This window comes from Curtobacterium sp. PhB137 (assembly GCF_003814955.1).
Taxonomy (GTDB): Bacteria; Actinomycetota; Actinomycetes; order Actinomycetales; family Microbacteriaceae; genus Curtobacterium.
The window spans coordinates 376,115-400,891 of record NZ_RKQO01000005.1 but is presented as its reverse complement, the minus strand read 5'-3'; the positions used below and the strand labels follow the sequence as shown (position 1 = coordinate 400,891).

Annotated in this window: 26 protein-coding genes; 14 read left to right on the top strand and 12 right to left on the bottom strand. The window is 71.3% G+C overall.

Going from position 1 to position 24,777, the window contains the following annotated elements; genetic code table 11:
- Positions 1–17: 17 nt before the first annotated feature.
- Both EDF28_RS08460 and EDF28_RS08455 read right to left on the bottom strand, forming a co-directional pair.
- Positions 18–596: a DUF1097 domain-containing protein gene (locus EDF28_RS08460; protein ID WP_260154732.1), complete on the bottom strand. Its 579-nt coding sequence runs from the start codon at positions 594–596 to the stop codon at positions 18–20.
- Positions 589–1,920, bottom strand: a complete 1,332-nt coding sequence (locus EDF28_RS08455) for an amidohydrolase family protein (RefSeq protein ID WP_123937879.1) — start codon at positions 1,918–1,920, stop codon at positions 589–591. The genes EDF28_RS08460 and EDF28_RS08455 overlap by 8 nt, the downstream gene beginning before the upstream one ends.
- A gap of 145 nt (positions 1,921–2,065) precedes the next feature.
- On the opposite strand from EDF28_RS08455, the gene EDF28_RS08450 reads away from it, so the two are divergent.
- From EDF28_RS08450 to EDF28_RS08440, 3 genes are read left to right on the top strand one after another with little or no spacing between them, the layout of a single operon-like run.
- Positions 2,066–2,758 (top strand): FadR/GntR family transcriptional regulator, encoded by a 693-nt coding sequence (locus tag EDF28_RS08450; RefSeq protein WP_123937876.1) that lies wholly within the window; start codon positions 2,066–2,068, stop codon positions 2,756–2,758.
- A complete protein-coding gene (locus EDF28_RS08445; RefSeq protein ID WP_123937874.1) occupies positions 2,758–3,858 on the top strand; it encodes an acetamidase/formamidase family protein in 1,101 nt (366 codons plus the stop codon). The genes EDF28_RS08450 and EDF28_RS08445 overlap by 1 nt, the downstream gene beginning before the upstream one ends.
- Entirely contained in the window at positions 3,855–5,441 is a 1,587-nt protein-coding gene (locus EDF28_RS08440) for an AtzH-like domain-containing protein (RefSeq protein WP_123937871.1), read from the top strand. The genes EDF28_RS08445 and EDF28_RS08440 overlap by 4 nt, the downstream gene beginning before the upstream one ends.
- A 35-nt stretch (positions 5,442–5,476) precedes the next feature.
- Here the strand turns inward: EDF28_RS08440 and EDF28_RS08435 are convergent, their stop codons facing one another.
- On the bottom strand, positions 5,477–6,295 hold the full coding sequence (locus EDF28_RS08435; RefSeq protein ID WP_111083984.1) for an RNA methyltransferase: 819 nt from the start codon (positions 6,293–6,295) through the stop codon (positions 5,477–5,479).
- Positions 6,296–6,515: 220 nt separating this feature from the next.
- Here EDF28_RS08435 and EDF28_RS08430 point away from each other — a divergent pair, with 220 nt between their 5' ends.
- From EDF28_RS08430 to EDF28_RS08420, 3 genes are read left to right on the top strand one after another with little or no spacing between them, the layout of a single operon-like run.
- Positions 6,516–7,361 carry a Sir2 family NAD-dependent protein deacetylase gene (locus tag EDF28_RS08430; RefSeq protein WP_123938113.1) on the top strand — a complete coding sequence of 282 codons (846 nt, stop codon included), beginning with the start codon at positions 6,516–6,518 and terminating at the stop codon, positions 7,359–7,361.
- Positions 7,358–7,996, top strand: a complete 639-nt coding sequence (locus tag EDF28_RS08425) for a histidine phosphatase family protein (RefSeq protein ID WP_123294384.1) — start codon at positions 7,358–7,360, stop codon at positions 7,994–7,996. Before EDF28_RS08430 ends, EDF28_RS08425 begins: the two co-directional genes overlap by 4 nt.
- Positions 7,997–8,053: 57 nt before the next feature.
- On the top strand, positions 8,054–8,794 hold the full coding sequence (locus EDF28_RS08420; protein WP_123937868.1) for a hypothetical protein: 741 nt from the start codon (positions 8,054–8,056) through the stop codon (positions 8,792–8,794).
- A gap of 104 nt (positions 8,795–8,898) precedes the next feature.
- Here the strand turns inward: EDF28_RS08420 and EDF28_RS08415 are convergent, their stop codons facing one another.
- The gene (locus EDF28_RS08415) at positions 8,899–9,972 is read right to left on the bottom strand and encodes a glycosyltransferase family 1 protein (protein ID WP_123938112.1); all 1,074 of its coding nucleotides are present in this window, start codon (positions 9,970–9,972) and stop codon (positions 8,899–8,901) included.
- A 5-nt stretch (positions 9,973–9,977) separates the two neighbouring features.
- Complete coding sequence (locus tag EDF28_RS08410) at positions 9,978–10,979, bottom strand: alpha/beta fold hydrolase (protein ID WP_260154730.1); 1,002 nt, start codon at positions 10,977–10,979, stop codon at positions 9,978–9,980.
- A gap of 113 nt (positions 10,980–11,092) precedes the next feature.
- On the opposite strand from EDF28_RS08410, the gene treS reads away from it, so the two are divergent.
- Both treS and EDF28_RS08400 read left to right on the top strand, forming a co-directional pair.
- Positions 11,093–12,802, top strand: a complete 1,710-nt coding sequence (gene treS, locus EDF28_RS08405; RefSeq protein WP_111084171.1) for a maltose alpha-D-glucosyltransferase — start codon at positions 11,093–11,095, stop codon at positions 12,800–12,802.
- 58 nt (positions 12,803–12,860) lie between these two features.
- Complete coding sequence (locus EDF28_RS08400) at positions 12,861–13,604, top strand: 3'-5' exonuclease (protein ID WP_123339893.1); 744 nt, start codon at positions 12,861–12,863, stop codon at positions 13,602–13,604.
- Between the two features lie 79 nt (positions 13,605–13,683).
- Here EDF28_RS08400 and EDF28_RS08395 read toward each other — a convergent pair whose 3' ends face one another.
- The 3 genes from EDF28_RS08395 to glgA form a co-directional block, all read right to left on the bottom strand.
- On the bottom strand, positions 13,684–13,932 hold the full coding sequence (locus EDF28_RS08395; protein WP_017887280.1) for a type B 50S ribosomal protein L31: 249 nt from the start codon (positions 13,930–13,932) through the stop codon (positions 13,684–13,686).
- Between the two features lie 108 nt (positions 13,933–14,040).
- Positions 14,041–14,823 (bottom strand): ABC transporter ATP-binding protein, encoded by a 783-nt coding sequence (locus EDF28_RS08390; RefSeq protein WP_111083979.1) that lies wholly within the window; start codon positions 14,821–14,823, stop codon positions 14,041–14,043.
- Positions 14,824–14,832: 9 nt separating this feature from the next.
- Positions 14,833–16,032 (bottom strand): glycogen synthase, encoded by a 1,200-nt coding sequence (gene glgA / locus EDF28_RS08385; protein ID WP_123937866.1) that lies wholly within the window; start codon positions 16,030–16,032, stop codon positions 14,833–14,835.
- Between the two features lie 47 nt (positions 16,033–16,079).
- Here glgA and glgC point away from each other — a divergent pair, with 47 nt between their 5' ends.
- On the top strand, positions 16,080–17,321 hold the full coding sequence (gene glgC / locus EDF28_RS08380) for a glucose-1-phosphate adenylyltransferase (RefSeq protein WP_123294454.1): 1,242 nt from the start codon (positions 16,080–16,082) through the stop codon (positions 17,319–17,321).
- 89 nt (positions 17,322–17,410) lie between these two features.
- Positions 17,411–18,049 carry a phosphoserine phosphatase SerB gene (gene serB / locus EDF28_RS08375; RefSeq protein WP_123937863.1) on the top strand — a complete coding sequence of 213 codons (639 nt, stop codon included), beginning with the start codon at positions 17,411–17,413 and terminating at the stop codon, positions 18,047–18,049.
- 92 nt (positions 18,050–18,141) lie between these two features.
- Here serB and fabG read toward each other — a convergent pair whose 3' ends face one another.
- Positions 18,142–18,855 (bottom strand): 3-oxoacyl-ACP reductase FabG, encoded by a 714-nt coding sequence (fabG, locus tag EDF28_RS08370; protein WP_027465673.1) that lies wholly within the window; start codon positions 18,853–18,855, stop codon positions 18,142–18,144.
- A gap of 165 nt (positions 18,856–19,020) precedes the next feature.
- Between fabG and EDF28_RS08365 the strand changes: the two genes are divergently transcribed.
- From EDF28_RS08365 to EDF28_RS08355, 3 genes are read left to right on the top strand one after another with little or no spacing between them, the layout of a single operon-like run.
- Entirely contained in the window at positions 19,021–19,443 is a 423-nt protein-coding gene (locus EDF28_RS08365; RefSeq protein ID WP_123294380.1) for a DUF3099 domain-containing protein, read from the top strand.
- Positions 19,443–19,751: a hypothetical protein gene (locus EDF28_RS08360; protein WP_374114431.1), complete on the top strand. Its 309-nt coding sequence runs from the start codon at positions 19,443–19,445 to the stop codon at positions 19,749–19,751. Before EDF28_RS08365 ends, EDF28_RS08360 begins: the two co-directional genes overlap by 1 nt.
- Entirely contained in the window at positions 19,748–20,728 is a 981-nt protein-coding gene (locus EDF28_RS08355; RefSeq protein WP_123937861.1) for an SURF1 family protein, read from the top strand. Before EDF28_RS08360 ends, EDF28_RS08355 begins: the two co-directional genes overlap by 4 nt.
- Before the next feature lie 329 nt (positions 20,729–21,057).
- Here EDF28_RS08355 and EDF28_RS08350 read toward each other — a convergent pair whose 3' ends face one another.
- Entirely contained in the window at positions 21,058–22,656 is a 1,599-nt protein-coding gene (locus EDF28_RS08350; RefSeq protein ID WP_123294378.1) for an ABC-F family ATP-binding cassette domain-containing protein, read from the bottom strand.
- Positions 22,657–22,771: 115 nt separating this feature from the next.
- On the opposite strand from EDF28_RS08350, the gene EDF28_RS08345 reads away from it, so the two are divergent.
- Positions 22,772–23,371, top strand: coding sequence for a biotin transporter BioY (locus EDF28_RS08345; RefSeq protein WP_123937858.1), 600 nt, complete (start codon positions 22,772–22,774; stop codon positions 23,369–23,371).
- Positions 23,372–23,658: 287 nt separating this feature from the next.
- Here the strand turns inward: EDF28_RS08345 and EDF28_RS08340 are convergent, their stop codons facing one another.
- Both EDF28_RS08340 and sufC read right to left on the bottom strand, forming a co-directional pair.
- Positions 23,659–23,988 carry a metal-sulfur cluster assembly factor gene (locus EDF28_RS08340; protein WP_111083972.1) on the bottom strand — a complete coding sequence of 110 codons (330 nt, stop codon included), beginning with the start codon at positions 23,986–23,988 and terminating at the stop codon, positions 23,659–23,661.
- Complete coding sequence (gene sufC / locus EDF28_RS08335; protein ID WP_111083971.1) at positions 23,988–24,770, bottom strand: Fe-S cluster assembly ATPase SufC; 783 nt, start codon at positions 24,768–24,770, stop codon at positions 23,988–23,990. The genes EDF28_RS08340 and sufC overlap by 1 nt, the downstream gene beginning before the upstream one ends.
- Positions 24,771–24,777 lie beyond the last annotated feature (7 nt).

The window sequence follows — 24,777 nt, the reverse complement described above, 5'->3', positions numbered from 1 at the left end:
AGCGTACCGGTCGGTGCCTAGACCCTGGCTGCGACCGGCTGCTCGACGGCGGGGGTCGTCGTGGGCGTGTCCGTCGTCGCGCCGGGCTGGGTCGGCCGCGCGAACGTCAGCCGCCGGGACAGGTACGCGAACACCGGACCGAGCGCGTTCATCACGACGACCGACGCCCATGCCGCCCACGCGTTGCCCGGATCGAACCCGAAGCCGCCGAAGCACGTGGCGAAGAAGGACGCGAACCCGAGGAACATGCCGGGCACGAGCCCGAACAGCCGCGTCCGACCCGTGTACATCAGCGCGCAGTTGACGACCAGGATGAGCAGCGCGAGCACGGTGTTCTGCGCGGCCTGCCCATCGCCGAGCACCGTGCCGAACCGCTGGTCGAGCAGCACGATCACGAGGCCGAAGGCCGACCCGATCGGCATCGCCGCCCAGAGCCGGGTGGCGTTCCGGAGCGTGGGCTTCGCCCCGAGCAGGAACATCCCCGCCCAGCTGATGAAGATCGCCCAGGTGGGCAGGTGCAGCGCGTTGCCGCCGATGAACGCCGTGGTGCCGGCGAGGACCGAGGCGACGATCTCGTGCGGGATCCGTTCACGCATGGGTGAGCTCCTTCGATCGAGTGGTGGGTCCGGTGGTGAGTCGGGTGGTCCTGGTGGTCTCCGCGACGACGCGGCCGCGCTTGACCACGAGGTTCCGGTCGGGGCGGTCGAGCAGGACGCCCGCGGGGTCGGTCGTCGACAGGACGACGAGGTCGGCGGCGGCTCCGGGCCGGATGCCGTGGGTGTCCGAGACCCCGACGACGCGGGCCGCGGACGACGTGGCCATCTCGAGCACGCGCCCGAGGTCGGCCGGGCCGGACAGGTGTCCCACCTGCGCGAGCAGCAACCCGATGTCGAGCAGGTCCGCGTTGCCGAACGGCGTGAACGCGTTGCGGACGTTGTTCGACGAGTAGGCGCTCGTGACGCCGGCGTCCCAGAGCTCGCGCACCGGGACGACCCCTCGGCGGACGTCTCGGTCGTCCGAGCGACCGCCGAGGTGCAGGTCCGTGGCGGGCAGCGGCACCACCGCGACACCCGCTGCGGCGAGTTTCGCGAGCACGGCGCTGCGCGAGACCGGCGGCAGACTGGCGAGCGAGGTCACGTGTCCGAGGGCGACCCGGTCCCGCAGCCCGCGAGCGGCGACACGGTCGGCGATGTGTCCGGCGAGGGCGAACCGCGGGTCGGACGTGTCGTCGGCGAAGTCGGCGTGCAGGTCGGCCGGCACGTCGAACTCCTCGGCGAGGTCGAGGACGGTCTCGACGTGCTCGTGGCAGGCGGCCAGGGTCGCCTCGTTGTAGGTGCAGCCACCGATCACGTCGGCCCCGGCGGCGAGCGCCTGGCGGAGCAGGGCGAGCGTGCCCGGCGCCTTCGCGATCCCCTCCTGCGGGAACGCGACGATCTGCAGGTCCAGGGCGTCGCGGTACTCGTCGCGCAGGGCGAGGAGCACCTCGACGCCGGTCAGTCCGACGACGGGGTCGACGTCGGGGTGCGCCCGGACGAGTGTGGTGCCGTTGGCGATCGCCTGGTCGAGCAGGGTCCGGGCGCGGTCGCGGACGGAGTCGTGGGTGAAGCCGCGTTTGAGCTCCCCCGTCACCGCGATCGCGCCGGCGAGGGTGCCGTCGGGGTTCGGTCGTTCGCGGTCGAGCAGTGCCTTGTCGACGTGCAGGTGGGACTCGATGAGCCCGGGGATCACGACGCGACCGGCACAGTCCACGACGCGCGCCGCCTCGGTCGGCTCGACCTCCGTGCCCGCTTCGGCGACCTCCGTGCCCGCTTCGGCGACCTCTGTGCCCGCCTCGGCGACCCGGACGATCGTGCCGTCGGCGACGTGGACGTCGACCAGGCGGCCGTCGGTCAGGCGGGCCGTGCGCAGGATCAGGTCCATGGTGGGGTCTTCCTCGGATCGGATGGATCGGACGTGACCCACCCTTCGCCCGCCGTGTTTCCGACTCGGACGCCACGTGTGACGAGCGTGTAAAAGTTGGTCGTACCAATGAACCAAGCGGACCAATGACCCTAGGCTCCTGTCCATGCAGAGAGGCCGCACCCTGAGCGCCGCGACCGCCGCGCACCTGGCCCGCCTGGTGCTCGAGGACCTGGCACCCGGCGACAAGCTCCCGCCGGAACGGGCCCTGGCCGAGGACCTCGCCGTGTCCCGCACCACGGTGCGTGAGGCCATGCAGGAGCTCGAGCGCCGCAGACTCGTCTCCCGGACACCCGGCCGTGGCACCGTCGTGCTGCCGCGCTCCGAGGAGGCGACCGCCCTGCTCGAACAGCAGACGGGCGCAGCGCACGGCGACGACCTGGCACGGCGGGCCGAGCACGTCGCCGAGTTCCGCACGGTGGTCGAACCCCGGGTCGCCGGTCTCGCCGCCGTCCGTGCCGGCGAAGCGGACCTGCTCGCCCTCGAACGCATCCTCGCCGCCACGCACGCGGGACTCAGTCCCGAGGAGTCGCTGGCACAGGACGTCGCCTTCCACGTGCAGGTCGCGCGCACCTCCGGCAACCCGTTGCTGGTGTCCCTGTGCGAGCTCAGCAGCGGGTGGGTGCAGGACGTCCGTGCCCGGTCGCACAGCACCAGCGAAGGTCGCCGCTCGTCGTTCGTCTGGCACGAACGGATCCTCGACTGCATCCGACGGCACGACGAGGACGGCGCCCGTGACGCGATGACCGCCCACCTCGCCGACGTCGCCCACCTCGTCGAACGGAAGGCCGACCGATGATGACCACACACACCCCCGCGATCCCGACCCTGCAGCCCGGCGCCGGCCCGATCCGGTCCGGCCACTACCTGCCCGTCGACCCGGACACGCTCCTGTGGGGTCGGCTGCCGAACGCCGACGACCGCCCGGTCATCACGATCGCGTCCGGTGAGGACGTCACGATCGACACCGTCAGCCACGAGGGGATCCTGCCCGACCAGGGCAGTGACCCCCGCGCGTACTTCGCGTCGCACGGCGTCGCCGGGGAGCACGTGCTGGACGACGCCGTCGCGATCGCCAGGAGCTGCCACCGGGACCCTGCCACCGACGGCCCGCACGTCGTCTCCGGTCCGATCGCCATCGCGGGCGCCGAGCCGGGCGACGTCCTGACCATGACGGTGCTCGAGACGCTGCCACGGGTGCACTACGGCGTCGTGTCGAACCGGCACGGCCGCGGCGCCCTGCACGGCGAGTACCCGGTCGACGGCACCACGGTGAGCGTCTTCGCCGACGTGGTCGAGACGGCCGCGGGTCAGCGGGGCCGCATCCCCCTGACCGGCGCCCGCGACCGCTTCGCGCACTTCCCGCTCGCCCCCTTCCTCGGGATCATGGGCGTCGCCACCCCCGGCGAACGGCTGCACTCGGTGCCGCCGGGCCGGCACGGCGGCAACGTCGACGTGAACCTGCTGCAGGTCGGCGCGCAGCTGCACCTGCCGGTCCTGGTCCCCGGGGCGCTCGCGTACGTCGGTGACCCGCACTTCGCGCAGGGGGACGGCGAGGTCGCACTCACCGCGATGGAGGCGTCGCTCCGCGCGACCGTCCGGTTCGACGTGACACCCGCCGCCGAGGCAGCGCAGCAGTTCGGCGACCTGGTCTGGCCGCTCGTCGAGACCCACGAGTTCCTCGTGCCGACGGGCATGGACCCGGACCTCGACGAGGCCGTCCGCGCCTGTGTCCGGCACGCGGTCGCGATCCTCGGTGCCCGCTGGGGCATGGAGCCGCACCTGGCGTACGCCTACCTGTCGGCGGCGACGGACTTCAACATCTCGCAGGTGGTCGACCTGGTCACCGGCGCGCACGCCCGCATCCGCAAGGCCGACTTCGAGGAGCCCGCACGATGAGCCCGCACGAGACGAGCACGCACGAGACGAGCACCGCGGCACCGGAGGGCTTGCTCGAGGCGCTCGACGCGTACGAGGCCGCCCTCGCCGCGAACGACCTCGATGCGCTCGACGCCGCATTCGTCGACGCCCCCGGCACGATGCGCGGTGACGACCGCGGCCTGCTCGTCGGGCACGACGCGATCAGCGCGTTCCGCGGGGCACGGGGTGGGGTCCAGGCCCGGTCGCTCACGCGCGTCGAGGTCCGCCCCCTGGCCGAGGGACTCGCCCTCGTCGTGTCGGTGTCCGCGTTCGCGGCGGGCGGGCAGGGCCTCCAGACGCAGCTGTGGCGACGCGACAGCAACAGCAACAGCGACCACGGCGACGCCGGTCCGCGCTGGCGCATCGAGGCAGCCCACGTCACCGGCCGCCCGAAGGCCTTCGACACCACCGTCTGGCGCGCCGTCGGCGACCCGCTCGTCGCCCCCACGGCGTCCGGACCGCTCGACGGGCTCACCGTCGCGGTGAAGGACCTGTACGCCGTCCCCGGCCAGCCCGTCGGCGCCGGCAACCCGACCTACCTGCGCGAGTCCCCCGTCCAGACGACGCCGGCAGCGGCCGTCGCGGCGCTCCTCGACGCCGGCGCCGCGATCCGCGGCATCGCGCGCACCGACGAGTTCGCCTACAACCTGACGGGACGCAACGAACACCACGGCACCCCGCCCAACGGGGCGGTTCCGACCCGACTGCCAGGAGGCTCGTCCAGCGGATCCGCATCGGCTGTCCGTCTCGGCACGGCCGAGATCGGGATCGGCACGGACACCGCGGGATCGGTGCGGGTCCCCGCCTCGTACCAGGGACTCTGGGGCCTCCGGACGACCCACGGCGCGGTCTCCCGCGAAGGGCTGCTCCCCCTCGCGCCGTCGTTCGACACGGTGGGGTGGCTCACCCGGAGCGCCGACGTCCTGCTCGCGGCGCTCGACGCCACGGTGCCGTCGGATCCGGTCGCTCCTGCGGAGCCGGAGCTCTTCGTCCCCGCCGAGCTCCTGGACCTCGTCGAGCCGGCCGTCGCCGAGGCCTTCGCCGCGTTCGTCGCAGGGCACGGCCACCCGATCGGCACCGTGCGGCTCGCCGACCTCGGGATCCCGCCCCTCGACGACCTGCGTGAACTGCTGCGCCTCGTGCAGGCCGCCGAGGCCGTCGCCGCCCACGGTGCCTGGATCGACGCCCACCCCGGCGGCCTGAGCGCCGTCGTCGGCGACCGGTTCGCCGCCGCCCGGGCGAACGACCCCGCAGCCACCGCCGACGCCGTCGCGCGACTCGACGGCGTCCGGGCGACGATCCGCACGGCCCTCGCCGGCCGGACCCTGCTGTTCCCGACGGTCCCCGGGCCGGCACCGCTCATCGCCGCCGACACGGCGGCACTCGAACGCACCCGGACCGCGACGACGGCGATGACGAGCCTCGCGAGCGTCGGCGGCCTGCCGGCGGTCAGCGCTCCCGCCCTCACCGTCGACGGCGCACCCGTCGGCGTGTGCCTGGTCGGGGAACCGGGCACCGACCGTGCCCTGGTGATCCGCGCCGGACGGATGCTGCAGCACTGAGGCGAGTCGGGCCTCCCGGTCCGCCCGTGGCGTGGCTAGGAAGCGAGCCGCTGGGCGTGCGTGACCGCCCACAGACCGACGGCGCTCGCCGCAGCGATGTTGAGCGAGTCGACGCCGTGCGCCATCGGGATCCGCACCGTGGTGTCGGCCGACGCGATCGCGGCGGGCGTCAGTCCCTGCCCCTCGGTGCCCATCACGAGCGCGACCTTGCCGGGGACGTCGCGGACGAACTCGGCGAGGTCGACCGACTCGTCGGTCAGCGCCATCGCGGCGAGGTGGAAGCCCTGCGCACGGAGCTCCTCGCCCGCTGCCGGCCAGTCACCGATCCGGGTCCACGGGACCTGCAGGACCGTGCCCATGCTCACCCGGACGCTCCGGCGGTACAGCGGGTCCGCGCAGCGCGGGCTGACCAGCACGGCGTCGGCGCCGAGACCGGCGACGCTACGGAAGACGGCGCCGACGTTGGTGTGGTCGACGATGTCCTCGAGCACGACGACGAGCTTCGCGTCACGGACCACCTCGGCGACGGTCGGCAGCTCGGGGCGCTGCACGGCGGCGATCGCGCCACGGTGCATGCGGAAGCCGGTGAGCTCCTCGAGCAGGGCGTCCGGGCCCACGAAGACCGGGCCGTCGTGCTCCGCGACCAGGGGCAGCACGCTGTCGAGCCACTTCTCCTGCACCAGGATGCTCCGCGGGGTGTGCCCGGCACGGACCGCGCGCTCGATGACCGTGTTCGACTCGGCGATGTACAGGCCGCCCTCCGGTTCGCTCACCCGGCGGAGCGCCACGTCGGTCAGACGAGCGAAGTCGTCGAGGCGGGGGTCGTCGAGGGAGTCGATGCGGACGGGGTGCACGGGGCTCGTTTCGGGGTCGTTCGTGGGCGCCGGTCGGTGTCGCGGCTGGCGTGCTGGCCGGTGTCGCGGCTGGCGTACCGGCCGGTGTCTCGCCGCGTCTCGCCGAAGGGGGAAGCGACCGGGACGGTCGGCTGTTGAGGGTACCGTGAACAGGGTGCTGGATGATGCTGCGTCGACGACCGGACCGCCCACCGGGGCGACGACCGGTCAGCCGACCGGTCTGCCGACCGCGGCGGACCTCGACCGCGTGCTCGAGGTGCTCGCCGGCAAGCGCGTCGCCGTGCTCTCCGGAGCCGGCCTGAGCACCGACTCCGGCATCCCCGACTACCGCGGCGCCGGGCGGGTCGTGCGCAAGCCGATGACCTTCCAGGAGTTCCGCGCCGACGCCGCCAAACGGCAGCGGTACTGGGCCGGCTCGCACCTCGGCTGGCGGAGCTTCGCCGCCGCCCGACCGAACGAGGGGCACCGGGCGCTCGCCGCCCTCGAGGACGCCGGTGTCGTCACGGGCGTCATCACGCAGAACGTCGACGGCCTGCACCTGCGCGCCGGGTCCCGCCGCGTGGTCGAGATCCACGGGTCGATGGACCGCGCCCTCTGCCTGACGTGCGGGCAGGTGTTCTCCCGCGCCGACCTCGCCACGACCATCGACCGCGCCAACCCGTGGATCGACGAGCCCGGCTCGGTGCAGCTGCAGCCCGACGGCGACGTCGAGATCACCGACGTCGAGCGCTTCGTGGTGCCGGACTGCTCGGTGTGCGGCGGGATGCTCAAGCCCGACGTCGTCTTCTTCGGCGAGTTCGTGCCCACCGAGAAGTTCCACGAGGCGGTGTCGATCGTCGCCGACGCCGAGGCGCTGCTCGTGGTGGGGTCGTCGCTGACGGTGAACTCCGGCGTGCGGCTCGTCGACCACGCTGCCCGCCGCAAGAACCCGGTGGTCATCGTGAACCGCGGTGCGACCCGCAGCGACCGCCGTGCCGCCGTGAAGCTCGACGGCGGGACGACCGAGACGCTGGTACACCTGGCCGAGCGGCTCGGTCCCGCGGCGTCTGGGATGATCGACGGGTGACGACGCTCCTGTACCTGGTCCGGCACGGTGAGACCGACTGGAACGCGCAGCGCCGCATCCAGGGTTCCACCGACATCCCGCTCAACGACACCGGACGGCGACAGGCCGCCGAGGCCGCCGAACTCCTCACCCGCCGGCAGTTCGACGCCGTCGTCGCCTCGCCGCTGTCCCGTGCCGCAGAGACCGGGACGATCATCGCCGACCGGCTCGGCCTCGCGGCACCCGTGACGTACGCCGGGCTGGCCGAACGCGCCTACGGCGAAGCCGAGGGGCTCACCGACACCGAGGTCACGGCGGAGTACCCGCACGACGACATCCCGGGCCGCGAGTCCCGGTCCGCGCTGCTCGCCCGCATCACCGAGACGCTCGGTGAGATCGCGGTGCGCTTCGACGGCGGGGTCGTGGTCGTCGCCACCCACGGCGCGGTGATCCGGAGCGTGGTGAACGAGGCGGCGCCCGGCACCGCCGACCGGCACGCCACCCCGATCCGCAACGGCTCGATCCACTCGTTCCGCTGGGACCCCGAACGCTTCCACGCGGAGCTCGTCCGGTTCGACGACCCGATCGACGACGTCTCGGACGGGCCCGGGCGGTACGCGTTCGACTACCAGAACCCGCTGGAACGCCGGGGCTGAGCGGGCGGCGCGGCCGTCCTGCGACTAGGCTCCGACGCACCCGAACCAGGGGGCGACATGGTGACCGACGGAACCGACCCGGGTGGCTGGCAAGCCACTGACCAGCAGGACGACGACCTCGACCGTGCCTTCGGCCCCGAGACCGCCAGCGTGCAGACCCGCACGATGGGGCAACGGGCACGCACCTGGCTCGTCATCGGCGGCAGCACCGTCGTGGTCGCCGGGGTGATCGCCCTCGTGCTCGGTACCATCATCGGCAGCGTGCAGACCGGCATCGGCGGCGTGTTCCCCCGGCCGGACCTGGCACTCGACCGCCTCGACGACCGGCTCGCCGACGTGCCGGGCGTCACCGAGGTCCGCCACCACCCGGCCGAGAAGACCGGCTTCGCGAGCTACGACGCCACCGCGACGATCACGGCCGACCCGTCGCTCGACCCTGCCGCGCGCACCGACCTGGTCGAGACGCTGAGCCGCGCGACCGACTCGGCCGGCGGCAACGGCGTCCGGGTCGTCGCGATCGCCGACCTCGGCACCCTCGAGGTGGGCGTTTCCGACTCGCGCACGGTGACCGCGAAGCGCCTGGTGCTGGCGGACACGCTCGACCACATCGGCGGGGTCACGGCCGTCCGCTGCTCGTGGGAACGCGGTGGCACGCCGTCGGACCGCGCCGCCGAGCAGTCGATCGTCGTCGAGACCCCGGGGCGAGGGGCCGCCGTCCCGCCGATCGTGGCGCGGGTGACCGAGGAGACGCACAAAGTGTTCCCCGGGGCGAGCGTCGAGGTGGTCGCGGCGAAGTAGCACGACCCGTGCGCGTTCTGCGTCAATCCACGAGTCGATCGACGCGTGGTCTGTCGCAAACCGCGTGCGCGCGCTCCGCCCCCGCGCCCCGCCCCCGCGCCCCGCTACCGCGCGCGCCGGTCGGCCACGGCCCGCTCGACCGCCCGCACGACCTGCTCCGCCGAGTCCTGCCACCGGAACCGCGCGGCCCGCTCGACCGACTGCGCCGAGGCCTCGTCCCACCGCTCCTCGACCCGCCGCACCGCAGCCGCCACCGCCGACGGCGACGCCGGGTCGAAGTACTCGGCCGCATCGCCCCCGATCTCGCGGAAGATCGGGATGTCGCTCACCACGACCGGGGTCCCGACGCCCATCGCCTCGACCAGCGGGATGCCGAAGCCCTCGTCGTACGACGCCGTCGCCAGGGCCGTGGCGGATCGGAGCACCGACAGGTACTCCTCGTCGGTCGCACCGTCGTGGAACACGATCGAGCCGGCCGGCGCGAGCCCCTCGATCCGTGCGCGGTCGGCGTCGGACACCCGCGACATGCAGTGCAGGGTCCAGTCCGCTCCGAGGAGCGGCAGCGCGGCCGCCAGCGTCTCGACGTTCTTGTACGGCATGAACGAGCCCATGTAGACGAGCGAACGCTCCCGCGGCGCACCCGCCGCACGCGGAGTCGCCGGGTCGGCAGCGTTGTACGCCACCGTCACCGGACGCTTCGTCAGCCGGTGCTCGGCGATGAGCCCCGCGGTGGTCTCGGACACCGTGACCACCCCGTCGGCGCCGTTCAGCAGGACGCGCTGCGGCACCCACGACAGGTGGAACGCGCGCCACCCGAGCCGGAGCGGCCACGAGAACTCGCGCGGAGGCGTCCGGTTCCGGTAGTAGATCAGGTCGTGCAGGGTGAGCACGAGTGCGTAGTCGCGCCCCCGCGAGCCCATCGTCTGCATCGGCGAGAACACCGCGTCGAGGCCGAGCCGGTTCACCCGCCGGGCGACGAGCGGTTCCCCCGCGTCGGTGGGCGCCGGCAGCAGCTCCCACGGCAGGTCGCGCGGCAGCGACTCGAGCTGGCGCTCGTCGTGGACGAGCAGCACGACGTCGTGCCGGTCGGGCAGGTTCCAGGCCACTCCGGCGGTGAAGCGGCTGATGCCGTCGTGCCGACCGATCCGCACGTACCGGCAGTCGATGCCGATCCGCAGGCGCGTCACGCGTCGGTCTCCTCGGTCGCGCTGGCCTTCGTCGCGGTCGTCCGGGAGGCCCGTCCCGCGCCCGACGATCGGCCCGCCTTGGTGCCGCGGCCCCGTCCAGGGCGCGTGGCCGTGTCCGCCATCCGGCGCAGCACCGCCGCCGCGGCCGGTGCCGGTGTCTCGTAGTGCACCAGGTGCCCGACCCCGGGGATGACCACGAGTTCGGCATCGCGCAGGCGGGCGGCCAGGGCGCGCTGCTCGGGGACGGCCGTGATGTCGTCGTGCTCGGCGGCGATCATCAGCACCGGCACGTCGATGCGGTCCGCGTACTCGGACACGTCGTGGGTGACCGAGGTCCGGAACGCCTCGAGCACGCTCGTGCGGTTCGCGAAGGCCGAGAAGTACCGGTCGTGCTGGTCGTGCACCCAGCGGCGCATCCCCCGGTCGTGCGACTTGAGCATCGCGATGCTCATCACCCGCACGATGGCGGCGTTCCGCAGGATCCCGAGCCCGATCGGCTTCGGCAGCACCGCGCCGGCCTTGTAGTAGCCGATCGCGATCCCGGTGCCCACCGCACGGGGCCCCTGCAGCGCCGGCGCGGCGATCGGGTTCACGAGGACGAGCAGTCGGGTGTCGAGCCCGGCGGCCACGGTGGCGGACACCACGATCGACCCGAACGAGTGGCCGAGGACGACGGCGTCGCGGCCGAGCCCGAGCGCCTCGTGGAACGCGCGCAGCCAGCCGACGTACGACTCGATGTCCGACACCGGCAACGGGTCGGACACGCCGAAGCCGGGCAGGTCGGGCACGATCACGCGGACGTCCTGCAGGTGCGCGGCGATCGTCTCGAGGCCGTGGTGGTCGCCGCGGAAGCCGTGCACCGCCAGGACGGTCTGCGTCGCGTCGGACGGCCCGTACTCCCAGTAGTGCGTGGTGCGGCCGTCGACCTGCACGGACCGGTGGACCACCGGGGTGGCGGCCATGAGCGACTGGTACGGGGAGAGCACGGGCGGTTGCATCGGCGCCAGTCTACGAAGACAACCGCACGAAACCCCGGACACCCGCAGCATCGCGCGCCTATCGTGTCCGGGGCGGGCCGTCGACGGGTCCGTCGATGACGACGAGGAGCACGGTGACCTTCACAGCCCCGATCCAGCTGCCCGGCCTGACGCTCGACCCGCAGTGGTACAAGCGCTCGGTCTTCTACGAGTGCATGATCCGCTCGTTCGTCGATTCGAACGGCGACGGGATCGGTGACCTGCAGGGCGTGATCGGCAAGCTGGACTACCTGCAGTGGCTCGGCGTCGACGCCCTGTGGCTGCCGCCGTTCTTCCAGTCGCCGATGCGCGACGGCGGGTACGACATCGCCGACTACAAGGCGATCCTGCCGGAGTTCGGCACGCTCGACGACTTCCGCGAGCTCGTCACGAAGTCGCACGAGCGCAACATGCGCATCGTCATCGACATGGTGATCAACCACACCAGCGACCAGCACGAGTGGTTCCAGCAGTCGCGCGAGGACCCCGACGGCCCCTTCGGTGACTTCTACGTCTGGCGGGACACCGACGAGGAGTACCCGAACATCCGGGTCATCTTCGTCGACACCGAGGAGTCGAACTGGACGTTCGACCCGGTCCGCCGGCAGTTCTTCTTCCACCGGTTCTTCTCGCACCAGCCCGACCTGAACTTCGAGAACCCCGCGGTGGTCGAGGCCGTGTACGACGTCGTGCGGCACTGGCTCGACCTCGGTGTCGACGGTCTGCGGCTCGACGCGATCCCGTACCTGTTCGAGTCCGAAGAGGGCAACGGCGAGGGCGAGCCGGAGACCCACGAGTTCATCAAGAAGATGCGCGCGATGGTGGACGACGAGTACCCCGGTCGTGTCCTGCTCGCCGAGGCGAACCAGTGGCCGCGCGAGACCGCCGCCTTCTTCGGCACCGACGAGGAGCCCGAGTGCCACATGGCGTTCGACTTCCCGGTGATGCCCCGCATCTTCTACTCGCTCCGTGCCCAGCACGCCAAGGAGCTGTCCGCAATCCTGTCGGAGACGCTCGACGTGCCGTCCGCTGCAGCCTGGGGCGTGTTCCTCCGCAACCACGACGAGCTCACGCTCGAGATGGTCAGCGAGGAGTACCGGCAGGCCATGTACGGCTGGTACGGCTACGACCCCCGGATGCGCTCGAACATCGGCATCCGGCGCCGGCTCGCTCCCCTGCTCGACAACTCGCGTGCCGAACTCGAACTCATCCACGCGCTGCTGTTCTCGCTGCCGGGCTCGCCGTTCCTGTACTACGGCGACGAGATCGGGATGGGCGACAACATCTGGCTCCCCGACCGCGATTCGTCCCGCACGCCGATGCAGTGGACCCCCGACCGCAACGCCGGGTTCTCCACGGCAGACCCGGGCAAGCTCTACCTGCCCGTGGTCCAGTCGCTCGTGTACAACTACGCGCAGGTCAACGTCGAGGCCCAGCTCGCCCAGTCCCGCTCCCTGCTGCACTGGGTGCGCAACGTCATCCACGTGCGGAAGGCCCACCCGGTGTTCGGGCTCGGGACCCTGCACGTGCAGGAGACCTCGAACGAGTCGGTGCTCGCGTTCGTGCGCTCGTGGGAGGGCTCCGGCCAGCAGTTCGGGCCGTCGGCGGAGGACGTGCTGTGCGTGTTCTCGTTCGCCACGAACCCGACGTCGGTCACGGTGTCGGCGCCGGAGTTCGCCGGTCGGCCGCTCTACGACCTGTTCGGCGGCGGTTCGTTCCCCGCGTTCGACGAGGACGGCACCGTCACGCTGACCCTCGGGACGCAGTCGTTCTACTGGCTGCACGTCGGCGCGCCGGTCGGGTAGCACCGGTCGTGTCGGTGCGTCCCGTTAGCCTGACCGCGTGACGTTCCCCACAGCACAGCTGGATCCGACAGCACAGCTCGACACGCCCGCCCCGGCGCAGGACCTCTCCGGACGCCCCTGGTGGCACGCCCTCGGCGTCTTCGACCTCGAGACCACCGGTGTCGACGTCGAGACGGCGCGGATCGTCACGGCGCACGTCGGCCTCATCGACATGACGGGTGCCTCCATCGCCGAGGGTGCGTGGATCGCCGACCCGGGCATCGCGATCCCCGAGGGCGCCGCGGCCGTGCACGGCTACACCACCGAGCGCGCCCAGGCCGAAGGGCGTCCCGCGGCCGAGGTCGTCGCCGAGATCATCGCCGCGATCGAGGCGGTGTTCGCCCGCGGCATCCCGCTGGTGATCTACAACGCCCCGTACGACCTGACGGTCCTCGACCGCGAGGCAAAGCGGCACGGGTTCGCCTCCCCCGTCATCGGCAACGTCGTCGACCCGCTCGTGATCGACAAGGCACTCGACACCTTCCGCAAGGGCAAGCGCACGCTCGAGGCGGCGTCCGAGCTGTACGGCGTCACCCTCGACGACGCGCACGACGCCGGTGCCGACGCCATCGCGGCCGGTCGCGTCGCCCAGGCCATCGCCGGCAAGTACCAGGACGAGCTCGGCATCTCGGCAGAAGAGCTCCACCGCAAGCAGGTCGGGTGGTGCGCCGAGCAGGCGACCTCGTTCCAGGAGTACATGCGCAAGAAGCGCGACCCGTCCTTCACCGCCGACGGTCGCTGGCCGCACCGCAACGGCGCCTGACCCGCGCACCGGCCGCACGACGCAGAACGGGCGGTCCTCCCGAAGGAGGACCGCCCGTTCCGACGTGCTGTGGGGCTGCTTACTTGGAGAAGCCCTTGAAGCGCTGGTTGAACTTCTCGACGCGACCGGCCGAGTCGAGGATGCGCTGCTTGCCCGTGTAGAACGGGTGCGAAGCGGACGAGATCTCGACGTCGATCACCGGGTAGGTGGCACCGTCGAGCTCGATCGTCTTGTCGCTGTTCGCGGTCGAACGCGTCAGGAAGGTCTCACCGGAGGCCAGGTCACGGAAGACGATGGCGCGGTACTCGGGGTGGGTGTCGGTCTTCATGGAGTTTCCTCGATAGCGGTAGCGGTGGTGGGATTGCGCGAGATGCGCGGGAAGTCATCGGCTTGCGCCAGCCGTCAACGTTACCAGACGGACGGCGCGATCGCAGCGCTAGGACGCGCGCGCCGTGTACCGGCCGGCGTCCTTCGTGACGGACAGCGCGATGCCGAACGCCTCGGTCAGGGTCTGGTCGGTCAGGACCTCGTCGATGGGCCCGGCGGCCTGCACGTGGCCGTCGGCGAGCACCAGCGCGTGGGTGAACCCGGCGGGGATCTCCTCGACGTGGTGGGTGACGATCACGATGGCCGGCGAGTCGGCACTCTGGGCGTAGCCGCCGAGGGTGCGGACGAGGCTCTCACGGGCGCCGAGGTCGAGCGAGGCGGCCGGTTCGTCCAGGAACAGGATCTCCGGGTCGGTCATGACCGCACGGGCGATCTGGACGCGCTTCTGCTCGCCGTCGCTCAGCTCGCCGAAGGTGCGGTCGGTGAACGACCCCAGGCCCCACTCCTCGAGCACGCGCTGGGCACGGCGGACGTCGAGCTCCTCGTATTCCTCGTTCCAGCGACCCGTGACCGAGTACGCGGCCGTCAGCACGACGTCGATGACCTTCTCGGTCACCGGGATGCGACGGGCCAGGGCGGTCGACGCGAAGCCGATGCGCGGGCGGAGCTCGAACAGGTCGGCGCCGCCCAGCTCGGTGCCGAGCACCTCGACGTCACCCGAGGTCGGGAACGTCTGGGCACCGGCGACCTGCAGCAGCGTGGTCTTGCCGGCGCCGTTCGCGCCGAGCACGACCCAGCGTTCGTCGTCCTGCACCCCCCACGAGATCGAGTCGAGGATGGTGGCCCCGTTGCGGACCACGGAGACGTCTGACAAGCGCACGACCGAGGGCATGCGACCAGCCTACGGGGTCCGGCCGAGCACCTCGTCGTAGACCTGCCGTGTCCTCGTGGCGATCGCGTCCCAGGTGAAATCGGACTCGACGCGCAGGCGTCCGGCGCGGCCCATGAGCTTCGCGAGACCCTCGTCGGCGAGCACCTCGTTGAGGGTCGCGGCCAGGTCCGCCACGTACTTGTCGGGGTCGGTCGGGGTGCCCGTGCCGTCCTGCGCCTGGTCGATCGGCACGATGCGACCGGTGAAGCCGTCCGCGACGACCTCGGGGATGCCCCCGGTCCGGGTACCGACGACGGGGATGCCGCACGCCATGGCCTCGAGGTTCACGATGCCGAGTGGTTCGTAGATCGACGGGCACACGAACACGGTGCCCGAGGACAGCACGTTCACGATCTCCTCGTGCGCGAGCATCCGGTCGATCCACACGACGCCCTCGCGCTGCTCGCGCAGGCCCTCGACCAGCCCGGTGACCTCGGCGAGGATCTCCGGGGTGTCCGGGGCACCGGCGCACAGCACGATCTGGACGTCCTCGGGGAGCGACGCCACGGCACGGAGCAGGTAGGGCAGGCCCTTCTGCCGGGTGATGCGACCGACGAAGACGACGCTGGGGCGCGACGGGTCGATGCCGAGGGCGCGGACGGCGTCCTCGTCGACCTGCGGCTTCCAGGCCTCGATGTCGATGCCGTTGTAGACGACGTGCACCTTCGACGGGTCGATCGACGGGTACGAGCGCAGGATGTCGGCGCGCATGGCCTTCGACACCGCGATGACGCCGTCGGCGTTCTCGAACGCCTCGCGTTCCATCCAGCTCGACAGGCGGTAGCCGCCGCCGAGCTGCTCGGCCTTCCACGGGCGGAGCGGCTCGAGGCTGTGCGCCGTGACGACGTGGGGGATCCCGTAGGTCAACTGCGCGATCCGGCCCGCCGAGTTCGCGTACCAGGTGTGCGAGTGCACGAGGTCGGCACCCTCGACGTCGGCGGCGATGGCCACGTCGGTGCCGAGCGCCTGCAGCGCGCCGTTCGCCTGCTCGAGGCCGGCCGGCGTGCGGTACCCCCAGACGTCGGCTTCGTCGCGGAAGGCCCCGAAGGCCCGGACCCGGACGTCGGTGTCGGTCCCCGACCGCAACGCAGCAGTCAGTTCGGCCACGTGGACACCCGCTCCGCCGTAGACCTCCGGCGGATACTCCCTGGTCAGTAGATCGACTCGCACGGGTTCAAGGTAACCGGTTCCCAGTGCTGACGCCTACTGTGAGCGGCATGGCACCAAAGAAGGTCTTCGGCATCGTGCTCGCTGGCGGCGAGGGGAAACGGCTCATGCCACTCACGGCCGACCGGGCGAAGCCCGCAGTCCCGTTCGGCGGGAACTTCCGTCTCATCGACTTCGCGCTGTCGAACCTGGTGAACTCCGGTCTGCAGAAGATCGTCGTCCTCACCCAGTACAAGTCGCACAGTCTCGACCGGCACGTCGCCGAGACCTGGCGCATGGAGGGCCTGCTCGGGTCCTACGTGGCGTCGGTCCCTGCGCAGCAGCGACTCGGCAAGCGCTGGTTCGCCGGTTCGGCCGACGCGATCCTGCAGTCGCTCAACCTGCTCCGCGACGAGCGTCCCGACATCGTCGTCGTGGTCGGCGCCGACCACGTGTACCGGATGGACTTCCACCAGATGGTCGAGGCGCACATCGCCTCGGGTCGCAGCGCCACCGTCGCGGCGATCCGTCAGCCCATCGAGCTCGCCGACCAGTTCGGCGTCATCCAGGTGGACGCCGACGACCCGACGAAGATCGACGCCTTCCTCGAGAAGCCGAAGAACCCGGTCGGGCTCGCCGACTCCCCCGGCGAGGTCCTCGCCTCGATGGGCAACTACGTGTTCAACGCGGATGCCCTCGTCGACGCGGTGCTCCGCGACGGCCAGGTCGAGTCGTCCGCGCACGACATGGGCGGCGACATCGTCCCCGACTTCGTGGACCGCGGCGACGCCGGGGTCTACGACCTGCAGCGCAACGAGGTCCCCGGGTCCACCGACCGTGACAAGTACTACTGGCGCGACGTGGGGACGATCGACTCGTTCTTCGACGCGCACATGGACCTCATCGCCCCGGTGCCGGTCTTCAACCTGTACAACCAGGACTGGCCGATCTTCAACCAGCAGACGAACCTGCCGCCGGCGAAGTTCGTGCGGGACGCCAACGGCAACACCGGCTCGACGGTCGACTCGCTCGTGTCGCTCGGCTGCCTGGTGTCGGGCGCACAGGTCGAACGCAGCATGATCGGCCCGTGGTGCGGGATCGACTCCGGCGCGAAGGTCCTCGACTCGATCGTGTTCGAGCGGGCGACGATCGGCGCCGGTTCGGTCGTGAACCGGGCGATCCTGGACAAGGACGTCGTCATCGCGCCGGGTGCGCAGGTCGGCATCGACCGTGAGGCCGACGAGGCCCGCGGCTTCACCGTGACCGAGTCGGGCATCACCGTGGTCGGCAAGGGCGTCCGCGTCGACGCGTAGCGTCGGCCGCACCGACGAACGGACGGACAGGAGGCACGGCTCGCGTCACGGACGCGGGCCGTGCCTCCGTCTGTCGGTACCGTTGGTCCGTGCCCCGCTTCCTCGTCGTCCTCGATGCCGATTCCACCCTCCTCGAGGACGAGGTGATCGAACTCCTCGCCGACACCGCCGGGACCCGGCCACAGGTCGCGGCGATCACGGAGCGCGCCATGCGCGGGGAGATCGACTTCGCCGAGAGCCTCCGGGAGCGTGTCGCGACCCTTGCGGGCCTCCCGGCCGACGTCTTCCGACGCGCACAGCAGGCGGTCCGCGTGACGCGGGGTGCCGACCAACTCGTCCGCGGCGTGCACGCCGCCGGTGGGACCGTCGGTGTCGTGTCCGGCGGGTTCCACGAGGTCCTCGACCCGTTCGCCGAGCAGCTCGGTCTCGACCACTGCCGGGCGAACCGACTCGAGGTGTCCGACGGCGTGCTGACCGGACGTGTGCTCGGCGACGTCGTGGACGCGCACGCCAAGGCCGTCGCCCTGCGCGAGTGGGCCGAGGCCGACGGCGTGGACGCGGTCCGCACCGTCGCGATCGGCGACGGGGCGAACGACCTCGAGATGATGCGCGTCGCCGCCCTGTCGGTGGCGTTCGACGCGAAGCCGCGCGTGCGGGAGCAGGCAGACGTCGCCGTCGTGGACCGCGACCTGTCCGCCGTGCTCGCGACGCTCGGCCTGCGCGGCTGAGCGGACCGTCCGGTTCCCCGCGCTCAGCGACACGTCACGCGCGCGAGCACCCGTGAACTGTCGCTGAGCACGAGACGACGCGCAGGCGCTGGCTAGTGGCCCATGCCGAGGCCGCCGTCGACCGGGATGATCGCGCCGGAGACGTAGCCGGCCCCGTCGCTCGCCAGGAACAGCGTGGCGTCGGCGACGTCGTCGACCGTGCCGTAGCGGGCCGCCGGGATCGCCTTCTTGAACTCGGCCTGCAGCTCGTCGGACAGCGCGGCCGTCATGTCGGTCTGGATGAACCCGGGCGCGACGACGTTGGCGGTGATGCCGCGCGAGCCGAGCTCACGGGTGATCGACCGGGCCATGCCGACCAGCGCGGCCTTCGACGACGCGTAGTTGACCTGGCCGATCTGGCCGTAGGCGCCGACGACGCTCGACATGAGCACGATGCGGCCGAACTTCGCCTTCATCATGCCCTTGGTGGCACGCTTCACGACCCGGAACGTGCCGGTCAGGTTGGTGTCGACGACGCTCGTGAAGTCGTCCTCGGACATGCGGAGCAGCAGCTGGTCGTTCGTGATGCCGGCGTTGGCCACGAGCACCTCGATCGGTCCGAGTTCGGCTTCGACCTGCGTGAAGGCGGCGTCCACCGAGGCCGTGTCGGTGATGTCGGCCTGCACGGTGAGGGCCCCTTCGGGTCCGCCCTGTCCGCTGCGCGACGTGACCGCGACGCGGTGCCCGGCGGCGACGAAACGCTCGGCGAGGGCGTGGCCGATGCCGCGGTTGCCGCCGGTGATCAGGACGGTACGGGGGGTGCTCATGGTCGCTCCGTTCGGTGGTGGTGTGCGGTCGTGTCGTGCCGACGGGTCGGCGGACACGCCCGGACGAGCGTAGCGGAGCCAGCACCGCAGCCCGTTCGCGCGCGGCGCACCCACGATCGGCCCCGGAGGCTTAGGCTGGACCACGGGTAGACGGAGACCATCTGTATGAAGAGCACGCACACCAGCATCACCACGCTCCCGGATTCGCCGGAGCTGGACCGGGCGCACCGCCTGTCCCGCTACGTGTGGCAGATGGCCATCCGCGTCGTCCTCTTCGTCGTGGCCGTGCTCGTCTACTCCATCTGGCACTCCTGGATCGCCGTCGTGCCGATCGTCCTCGCCGCCGTGATCCCCTGGGTCGCCGTGATCGTCGCGAACGCCGGCAGCCGGACCGAGAGCGACATGATCTCGCCCGCCGGTGCGATGCAGCTCTACGACGCCGTCGACCCCGGCCTCCGCGAGCAGCAGGAAGAGGACCGGGCCCAGGCCTACCGCGACGAGCAGGACCGCCTCCGGCAGCAGGCTCAGCACGCGCAGGACGAGTGGCAGCGCAACGGCGACCGCTCGAAGATGTGGGGACCCCGCTGATGGGCGCGACCTTCGACCTGCACACCGAACCGGGCTCGACCCCGGTCTGCTCCCGAGCCGGCTGCTCCAACACGGCAGCGTGGCGGGTGAACTGGCGCAACCCCCGGATCCACTCCGCCGACCGCGTGAAGATCTGGGCCGCGTGCGAGGAGCACCGCGACTTCCTCGCCGACTACCTGCGGTCCCGCACCTTCCCGGTGCGCGTCACCGGCATGCACGAGGACGTCGACCGGCTCGATGACGAACGCGACCCCGCCTCGTCGCCGAAGAACGACGTCGGGGTGCGCTCCACCGGCACCGGTCGATGACCGACGACTTCGACCCGCACTCCCGGTACGGCCGGAAGCACGCTGCCAAGCTGCAACGCGCCGCCGACCACGCCCGTCGCTCCGTGCTGGACGACGAACGCCCCACTCAGGACCCGGACGAGCCCTTCGTCGGCTGGCACTTCGTCCGCAGTCGCCGCTGGCTCGGGTACTTCGCGATCGCCGTCGCCTTCGCGATCGTGTGCGCGCTGTTCGGCATGTGGCAGTGGGACCGCCGCAACGAAGCGGTGCGCCAGAACGAGCAGGTCGCCCAGAACTACGACCACACCCCGGTCCCCCTCGACCAGGCGCTGCCGACGGCGTCGAGCTGGCAGGACGAGCAGGAGTGGCTCCGCGTCTCCGTGACCGGCCGCTACGACATCGACGCGCAGCTGCTCGTCCGCAACCGCGTGCACAACGGCCAGCCCGGCTTCGAGGTCCTCACCCCCCTGGTCACCGACGACGGCCGCGCGTTCATCGTCGACCGCGGCTGGGTCCCCACCGGCAACGCGCAGGACGCCCCCGACCACGTGCCCGCTCCCCCGTCGGGCGAGGTCACGGCGATCGTCCGGCTGCAGCAGAGCGAGCCCCGGATCCCCGGCCGTACCGACCCCGCGCACACGGACCAGGTGCAGTCGGTGACGCTGGCCGACGTCGCGAAGAAGGTCGACACCCCCATCTGGACGGGTGCGTACGGCGAGCTCGCCTCCGAGTCCCCCGCCCCGACCGAGGCACGCCCGCTCGGCTGGGAGCGTCCCACCGCCGACACCGGCCTGCACCTGAGCTACTTCATCCAGTGGTTCCTGTTCGCGGCCGGCGGCTTCGGGTTCCTGGCGTACGTCATGGTGCAGGAGTACCGGAACCTCAACCAGGACGACCCGGAGGAACGCGAGCGCGCCCAGGAGCGGCAGCGCCGCAAGGACGCCAAGCCGAAGACCGACGCCGAGATCGAGGACGACCTGATCGCGTCCCGCCGCTGACGCACTGCGCCGGGCCGCTCGCCGCGGGCGCGCCGCCGAGCGGTCACGAACCGTCGCCCGTCGACGCCGGTGACGACACTTGGTGACCACTCGGCGGACGTGAGCGGGTTGCCTTGACCGACGGGACAGCGGACGGGAGGCCCGTGGCGGCGTCGCCACGGGCCTCCCGTCCGTCCTACGGTCACGTCGACCACCGCACGCCGCCCGGCCGCTGGTCACGACGCGCTCGCACGCGTGCCGCCGAGCGGTCACGAACCGTCGCTCGCCGGCGACGGCGACGACACATGGTGACCACTCGGCGAACCTGAGCGGGGTGTCGTGACCGCCCGCTAGGCGAGCTCGATGAGCTCCGCGTAGTCCTTGTTCCAGTGGTCCTCGGTGCCGTCCGGCAGGAGCAGCACGCGCTCGGGGTTGAGCGCCTCGACGGCACCGGCGTCGTGCGACACCAGGACGACGGCGCCCTCGAACCCCGCGAGGGCGTTGAGGATCTCCTCGCGCGACGCCGGGTCCAGGTTGTTCGTCGGTTCGTCGAGCAGCAGCACGTTCGCGCCCGAGACGACGATCATCGCGAGCGACAGACGCGTCTTCTCACCGCCGGACAGGACCCCGGCCTTCTTGTAGCCGTCGTCCCCGGTGAACAGGAACGAACCGAGCACGCGACGGGCCTCGGTCTCGTTGAGGTCGGTCGACGCCGACACCATGTTCTCGATCACGGTGCGGTTGATGTCGATGTTCTCGTGCTCCTGCGCGTAGTACCCGATGCGCAGACCGTGGCCGGGCTGGATCTCACCGGTATCGGGCAGGTCGGCACCCGCGAGGATCCGGAGCAGCGTCGTCTTGCCGGCACCGTTGAACCCGAGGATGACAACGCGCGAACCGCGGTCGATCGCCAGGTCGACTCCCGCGAAAATCTCGAGCGATCCGTAGGACTTCGACAGCCCCTCGGCCATTAGTGGCGTGCGGCCGCAGGGGGCCGGCGTGGGGAAGCGGATCTTGGCGACCCGGTCGGCGACGCGTTCGTCCTCGAGGCCCGCGAGCAGCTTGTCGGCACGCGCGACCATCTGGTGCGCCGCGGCGGCCTTCGAGGCCTTCGCCCCGAACCGAGCGGCCTGGTCCTTCAACGTGGCGGCCTTCTTCTCGGCGCCGGCGCGCTCCTTGCGACGACGCTCCTCGTCGGCGACGCGCTGCCGCTGGTAGAGCTTCCAGCCCATGTTGTAGATGTCGATGGTCTGGCGGTTGGCGTCGAGGTAGAACACGCGGTTGACGACCTCTTCCACGAGCTCGACGTCGTGGGAGATGATGATGACGCCACCGGGGTAGGTCTTCAGGTGCTCGCGCAGCCACACGACCGAGTCGGCGTCGAGGTGGTTCGTGGGCTCGTCGAGGATCATCGTCTCGGCATCCGAGAACAAGATCCGCGCGAGCTCGATGCGACGACGCTGACCACCGGACAGGGTCTTGAGCTGCTGGTCGAGGATGCGGTCCGGCAGCTTGAGGTTCGACGCGATCGACGCCGCCTCGGCCTCGGCCGCGTAGCCGCCGAGCGCGTTGAACTGGTCGTCGAGTCGGCTGTACCGGCGCATCGCCTTCTCGGCGACGGCGGTGTCCTCGCTCGCCATGTCGAGCGTGGCGAGGCGGATGCCCTCCACGAGCTCACCGAGCCCGCGGGCGTCGAGGATGCGCTTGCGTGCGGTCTCCTCCGGGTCGCCGGAGCGCGGGTCCTGCGGCAGGTAGCCGATCTCACCACCGCGGTCGATCGTGCCGCCGTTCGGCTGCGTCTCGCCCGCGAGGGCCTTGGTCATCGTCGTCTTCCCCGCGCCGTTGCGGCCGACGAGTCCGATCTTCTCGCCCTTCTCGACACGGAAGGACACGTCTTCCATGAGGAGACGAGCTCCGACGCGGATCTCGAGTTCGTGCACGGCAAGCACAGTGGACGTCCAATCAGTTGGTGGGTTTGCACAACGACGTGTGCGTGAGGTGCACCGCTACGCTGACGGGACCGATGGTTCCGAACGGGACCAGCAGTCCATTCTAGGAGAATCCATGACGAACGCCACCGGGTTCGCTCCCCGCGCAGTCCTCGCCGACCGTCTGGAGACGCACGGGCTGGCCACGAACGCCGCCCTCGTCGCCGGCGGAGCCCTGTTCACCGCTGCGATGGCACAGCTCGAGGTCCCGATGTGGCCGGTCCCGATCACCGGGCAGACGCTCGCCGTCGTCCTCGTCGGCGCGACCCTGGGTGCCCGCCGCGGCATGCTCTCGCTGCTCGTCTACGCCGTCGCCGGCCTGGCGGGTGCGCCGTTCTTCGCCGACATGACCGGCGGCCTGCAGGCCCTGGCCGTGCCGAGCTTCGGCTACGTCATCGGGTTCATCCCCGCCGCGGGCGTCGTCGGTTGGCTGGCCCGCCGCAACTGGGACCGGCACTTCGGGCGCGCAGCCGTCGCGATGCTGCTCGCGAGCGCCATCCCGTTCGTGACCGGACTGCCGTACCTGGCGGTCGTGCTCGGGCAGCTCAGCGCACCGAACGACCTGCAGTCGGTGCTCGCCGCCGGCCTGTACCCGTTCATCGTCGGTGGGATCGCGAAGGCGCTCATCGCCGCGGGCATCGTGCCGCTCGCGTGGAAGGCGCTCGGCCGCCGCTGACGCTGCGCACGACAACGGCCCCGCACCGATCGGTGCGGGGCCGTTCTGCGTCCGCTGCGTGCGGGGCGGCGGGCCGTGGGTCGGTCACGACTCCCCTCCAGCCGGACGCCGAGTGGTCACCTTCCGTCGCCCGGAGCGCGGTCGGCCGACAGAACGTGACCACTCGGCGAACGTGAGCGGGCGGTCGCGACCGATCGGCGGCGCGCCCCGCGCGTGGCGCGACCACGGACAGACGGGAGGCCCGGTGCCAGCTGGCACCGGGCCTCCCGTCTGCGGTGTGGTCGCGACTAGATCGCGAACCCGAGCGCACGCATCATCTCGCGCCCGTCGTCGGTGATCCGCTCCGGACCCCACGGCGGCATCCAGACCCAGTTGATGCGGAAGGCGTCCACGATGCCGTCGAGGGCGTTCGCGGTGTCGCCCTCGATGACGTCGGTCAGCGGGCAGCCGGCACTCGTCAGCGTCATGCTGATCACGAGCGCCGAGGCCTCGTCGTCCCAGGCCAGGTCGTAGATCAGGCCGAGGTCGACGATGTTGACGCCGAGCTCCGGGTCTTGGACCTCCTTCAGGCCCTCGACGACCTCGTCGAACTTCTCCGGGGCGAGTGCCGCGATCATCAGGCCTGCGCCTCTGCGGCGGACGCCGCCGCGGCCTGCACGTAGCGGTCGTAGCCCTCGTTCTCGAGGCGGTCGGCGAGCTCGGGGCCACCCTGCTCGGCGACCTTGCCCGCGACGAACACGTGCACGAAGTCCGGCTTGATGTAGCGGAGGATGCGCGTGTAGTGCGTGATGAGCAGCACGCCCAGGCCGGTCGCGGCCTTGGCGCGGTTCACGCCCTCGGACACGATCTTCAGCGCGTCGACGTCGAGGCCGGAGTCGGTCTCGTCGAGCACGGCGAAGCGGGGCTTGAGGAGCTCGAGCTGCATGATCTCGTGGCGCTTCTTCTCGCCACCGGAGAAGCCCTCGTTGACGTTGCGCTCGGCGAACGACGAGTCCATCTTGAGGTCGGCCATCGACTGGCGGAGTTCCTTGATCCAGCCGCGCAGGGCCGGGGCCTCGCCGTCGATCGCCGTCTTGGCGGTGCGGAGGAAGTTCGACACCGTCACGCCGGGGATCTCGACCGGGTACTGCATCGCCAGGAACATGCCGGCACGGGCGCGCTCGTCGACGCTCATCGCGAGGACGTCCTCGCCGTCGAGGGTGATCGAGCCACCGACGACGTTGTACCGGGGGTGACCGGCGATCGTGTACGCCAGCGTGGACTTGCCGGAGCCGTTCGGCCCCATGATCGCGTGGATCTCGCCCTCGTTGATCGTGAGGTCGACACCCTTGAGGATCTCCTTGGTGCCCTGATCGGTGTCGATCGAGACCTGGAGGTCGCGGATTTCCAGAGTGGACATTGCGTGG

Coding starts and splice junctions, on each gene's coding strand:
- EDF28_RS08460 (WP_260154732.1), bottom strand. CDS start 596: ATGCGTGAACGGATCCCGCACGAGATCGTCGCCTCGGTCCTCGCCGGC.
- EDF28_RS08455 (WP_123937879.1), bottom strand. CDS start 1,920: ATGGACCTGATCCTGCGCACGGCCCGCCTGACCGACGGCCGCCTGGTC.
- EDF28_RS08450 (WP_123937876.1), top strand. CDS start 2,066: ATGCAGAGAGGCCGCACCCTGAGCGCCGCGACCGCCGCGCACCTGGCC.
- EDF28_RS08445 (WP_123937874.1), top strand. CDS start 2,758: ATGACCACACACACCCCCGCGATCCCGACCCTGCAGCCCGGCGCCGGC.
- EDF28_RS08440 (WP_123937871.1), top strand. CDS start 3,855: ATGAGCCCGCACGAGACGAGCACGCACGAGACGAGCACCGCGGCACCG.
- EDF28_RS08420 (WP_123937868.1), top strand. CDS start 8,054: ATGGTGACCGACGGAACCGACCCGGGTGGCTGGCAAGCCACTGACCAG.
- EDF28_RS08410 (WP_260154730.1), bottom strand. CDS start 10,979: ATGCAACCGCCCGTGCTCTCCCCGTACCAGTCGCTCATGGCCGCCACC.
- EDF28_RS08395 (WP_017887280.1), bottom strand. CDS start 13,932: ATGAAGACCGACACCCACCCCGAGTACCGCGCCATCGTCTTCCGTGAC.
- EDF28_RS08390 (WP_111083979.1), bottom strand. CDS start 14,823: ATGCCCTCGGTCGTGCGCTTGTCAGACGTCTCCGTGGTCCGCAACGGG.
- glgC (WP_123294454.1), top strand. CDS start 16,080: ATGGCACCAAAGAAGGTCTTCGGCATCGTGCTCGCTGGCGGCGAGGGG.
- fabG (WP_027465673.1), bottom strand. CDS start 18,855: ATGAGCACCCCCCGTACCGTCCTGATCACCGGCGGCAACCGCGGCATC.
- EDF28_RS08365 (WP_123294380.1), top strand. CDS start 19,021: ATGAAGAGCACGCACACCAGCATCACCACGCTCCCGGATTCGCCGGAG.
- EDF28_RS08360 (WP_374114431.1), top strand. CDS start 19,443: ATGGGCGCGACCTTCGACCTGCACACCGAACCGGGCTCGACCCCGGTC.
- EDF28_RS08355 (WP_123937861.1), top strand. CDS start 19,748: ATGACCGACGACTTCGACCCGCACTCCCGGTACGGCCGGAAGCACGCT.
- EDF28_RS08345 (WP_123937858.1), top strand. CDS start 22,772: ATGACGAACGCCACCGGGTTCGCTCCCCGCGCAGTCCTCGCCGACCGT.
- EDF28_RS08340 (WP_111083972.1), bottom strand. CDS start 23,988: ATGATCGCGGCACTCGCCCCGGAGAAGTTCGACGAGGTCGTCGAGGGC.
- sufC (WP_111083971.1), bottom strand. CDS start 24,770: ATGTCCACTCTGGAAATCCGCGACCTCCAGGTCTCGATCGACACCGAT.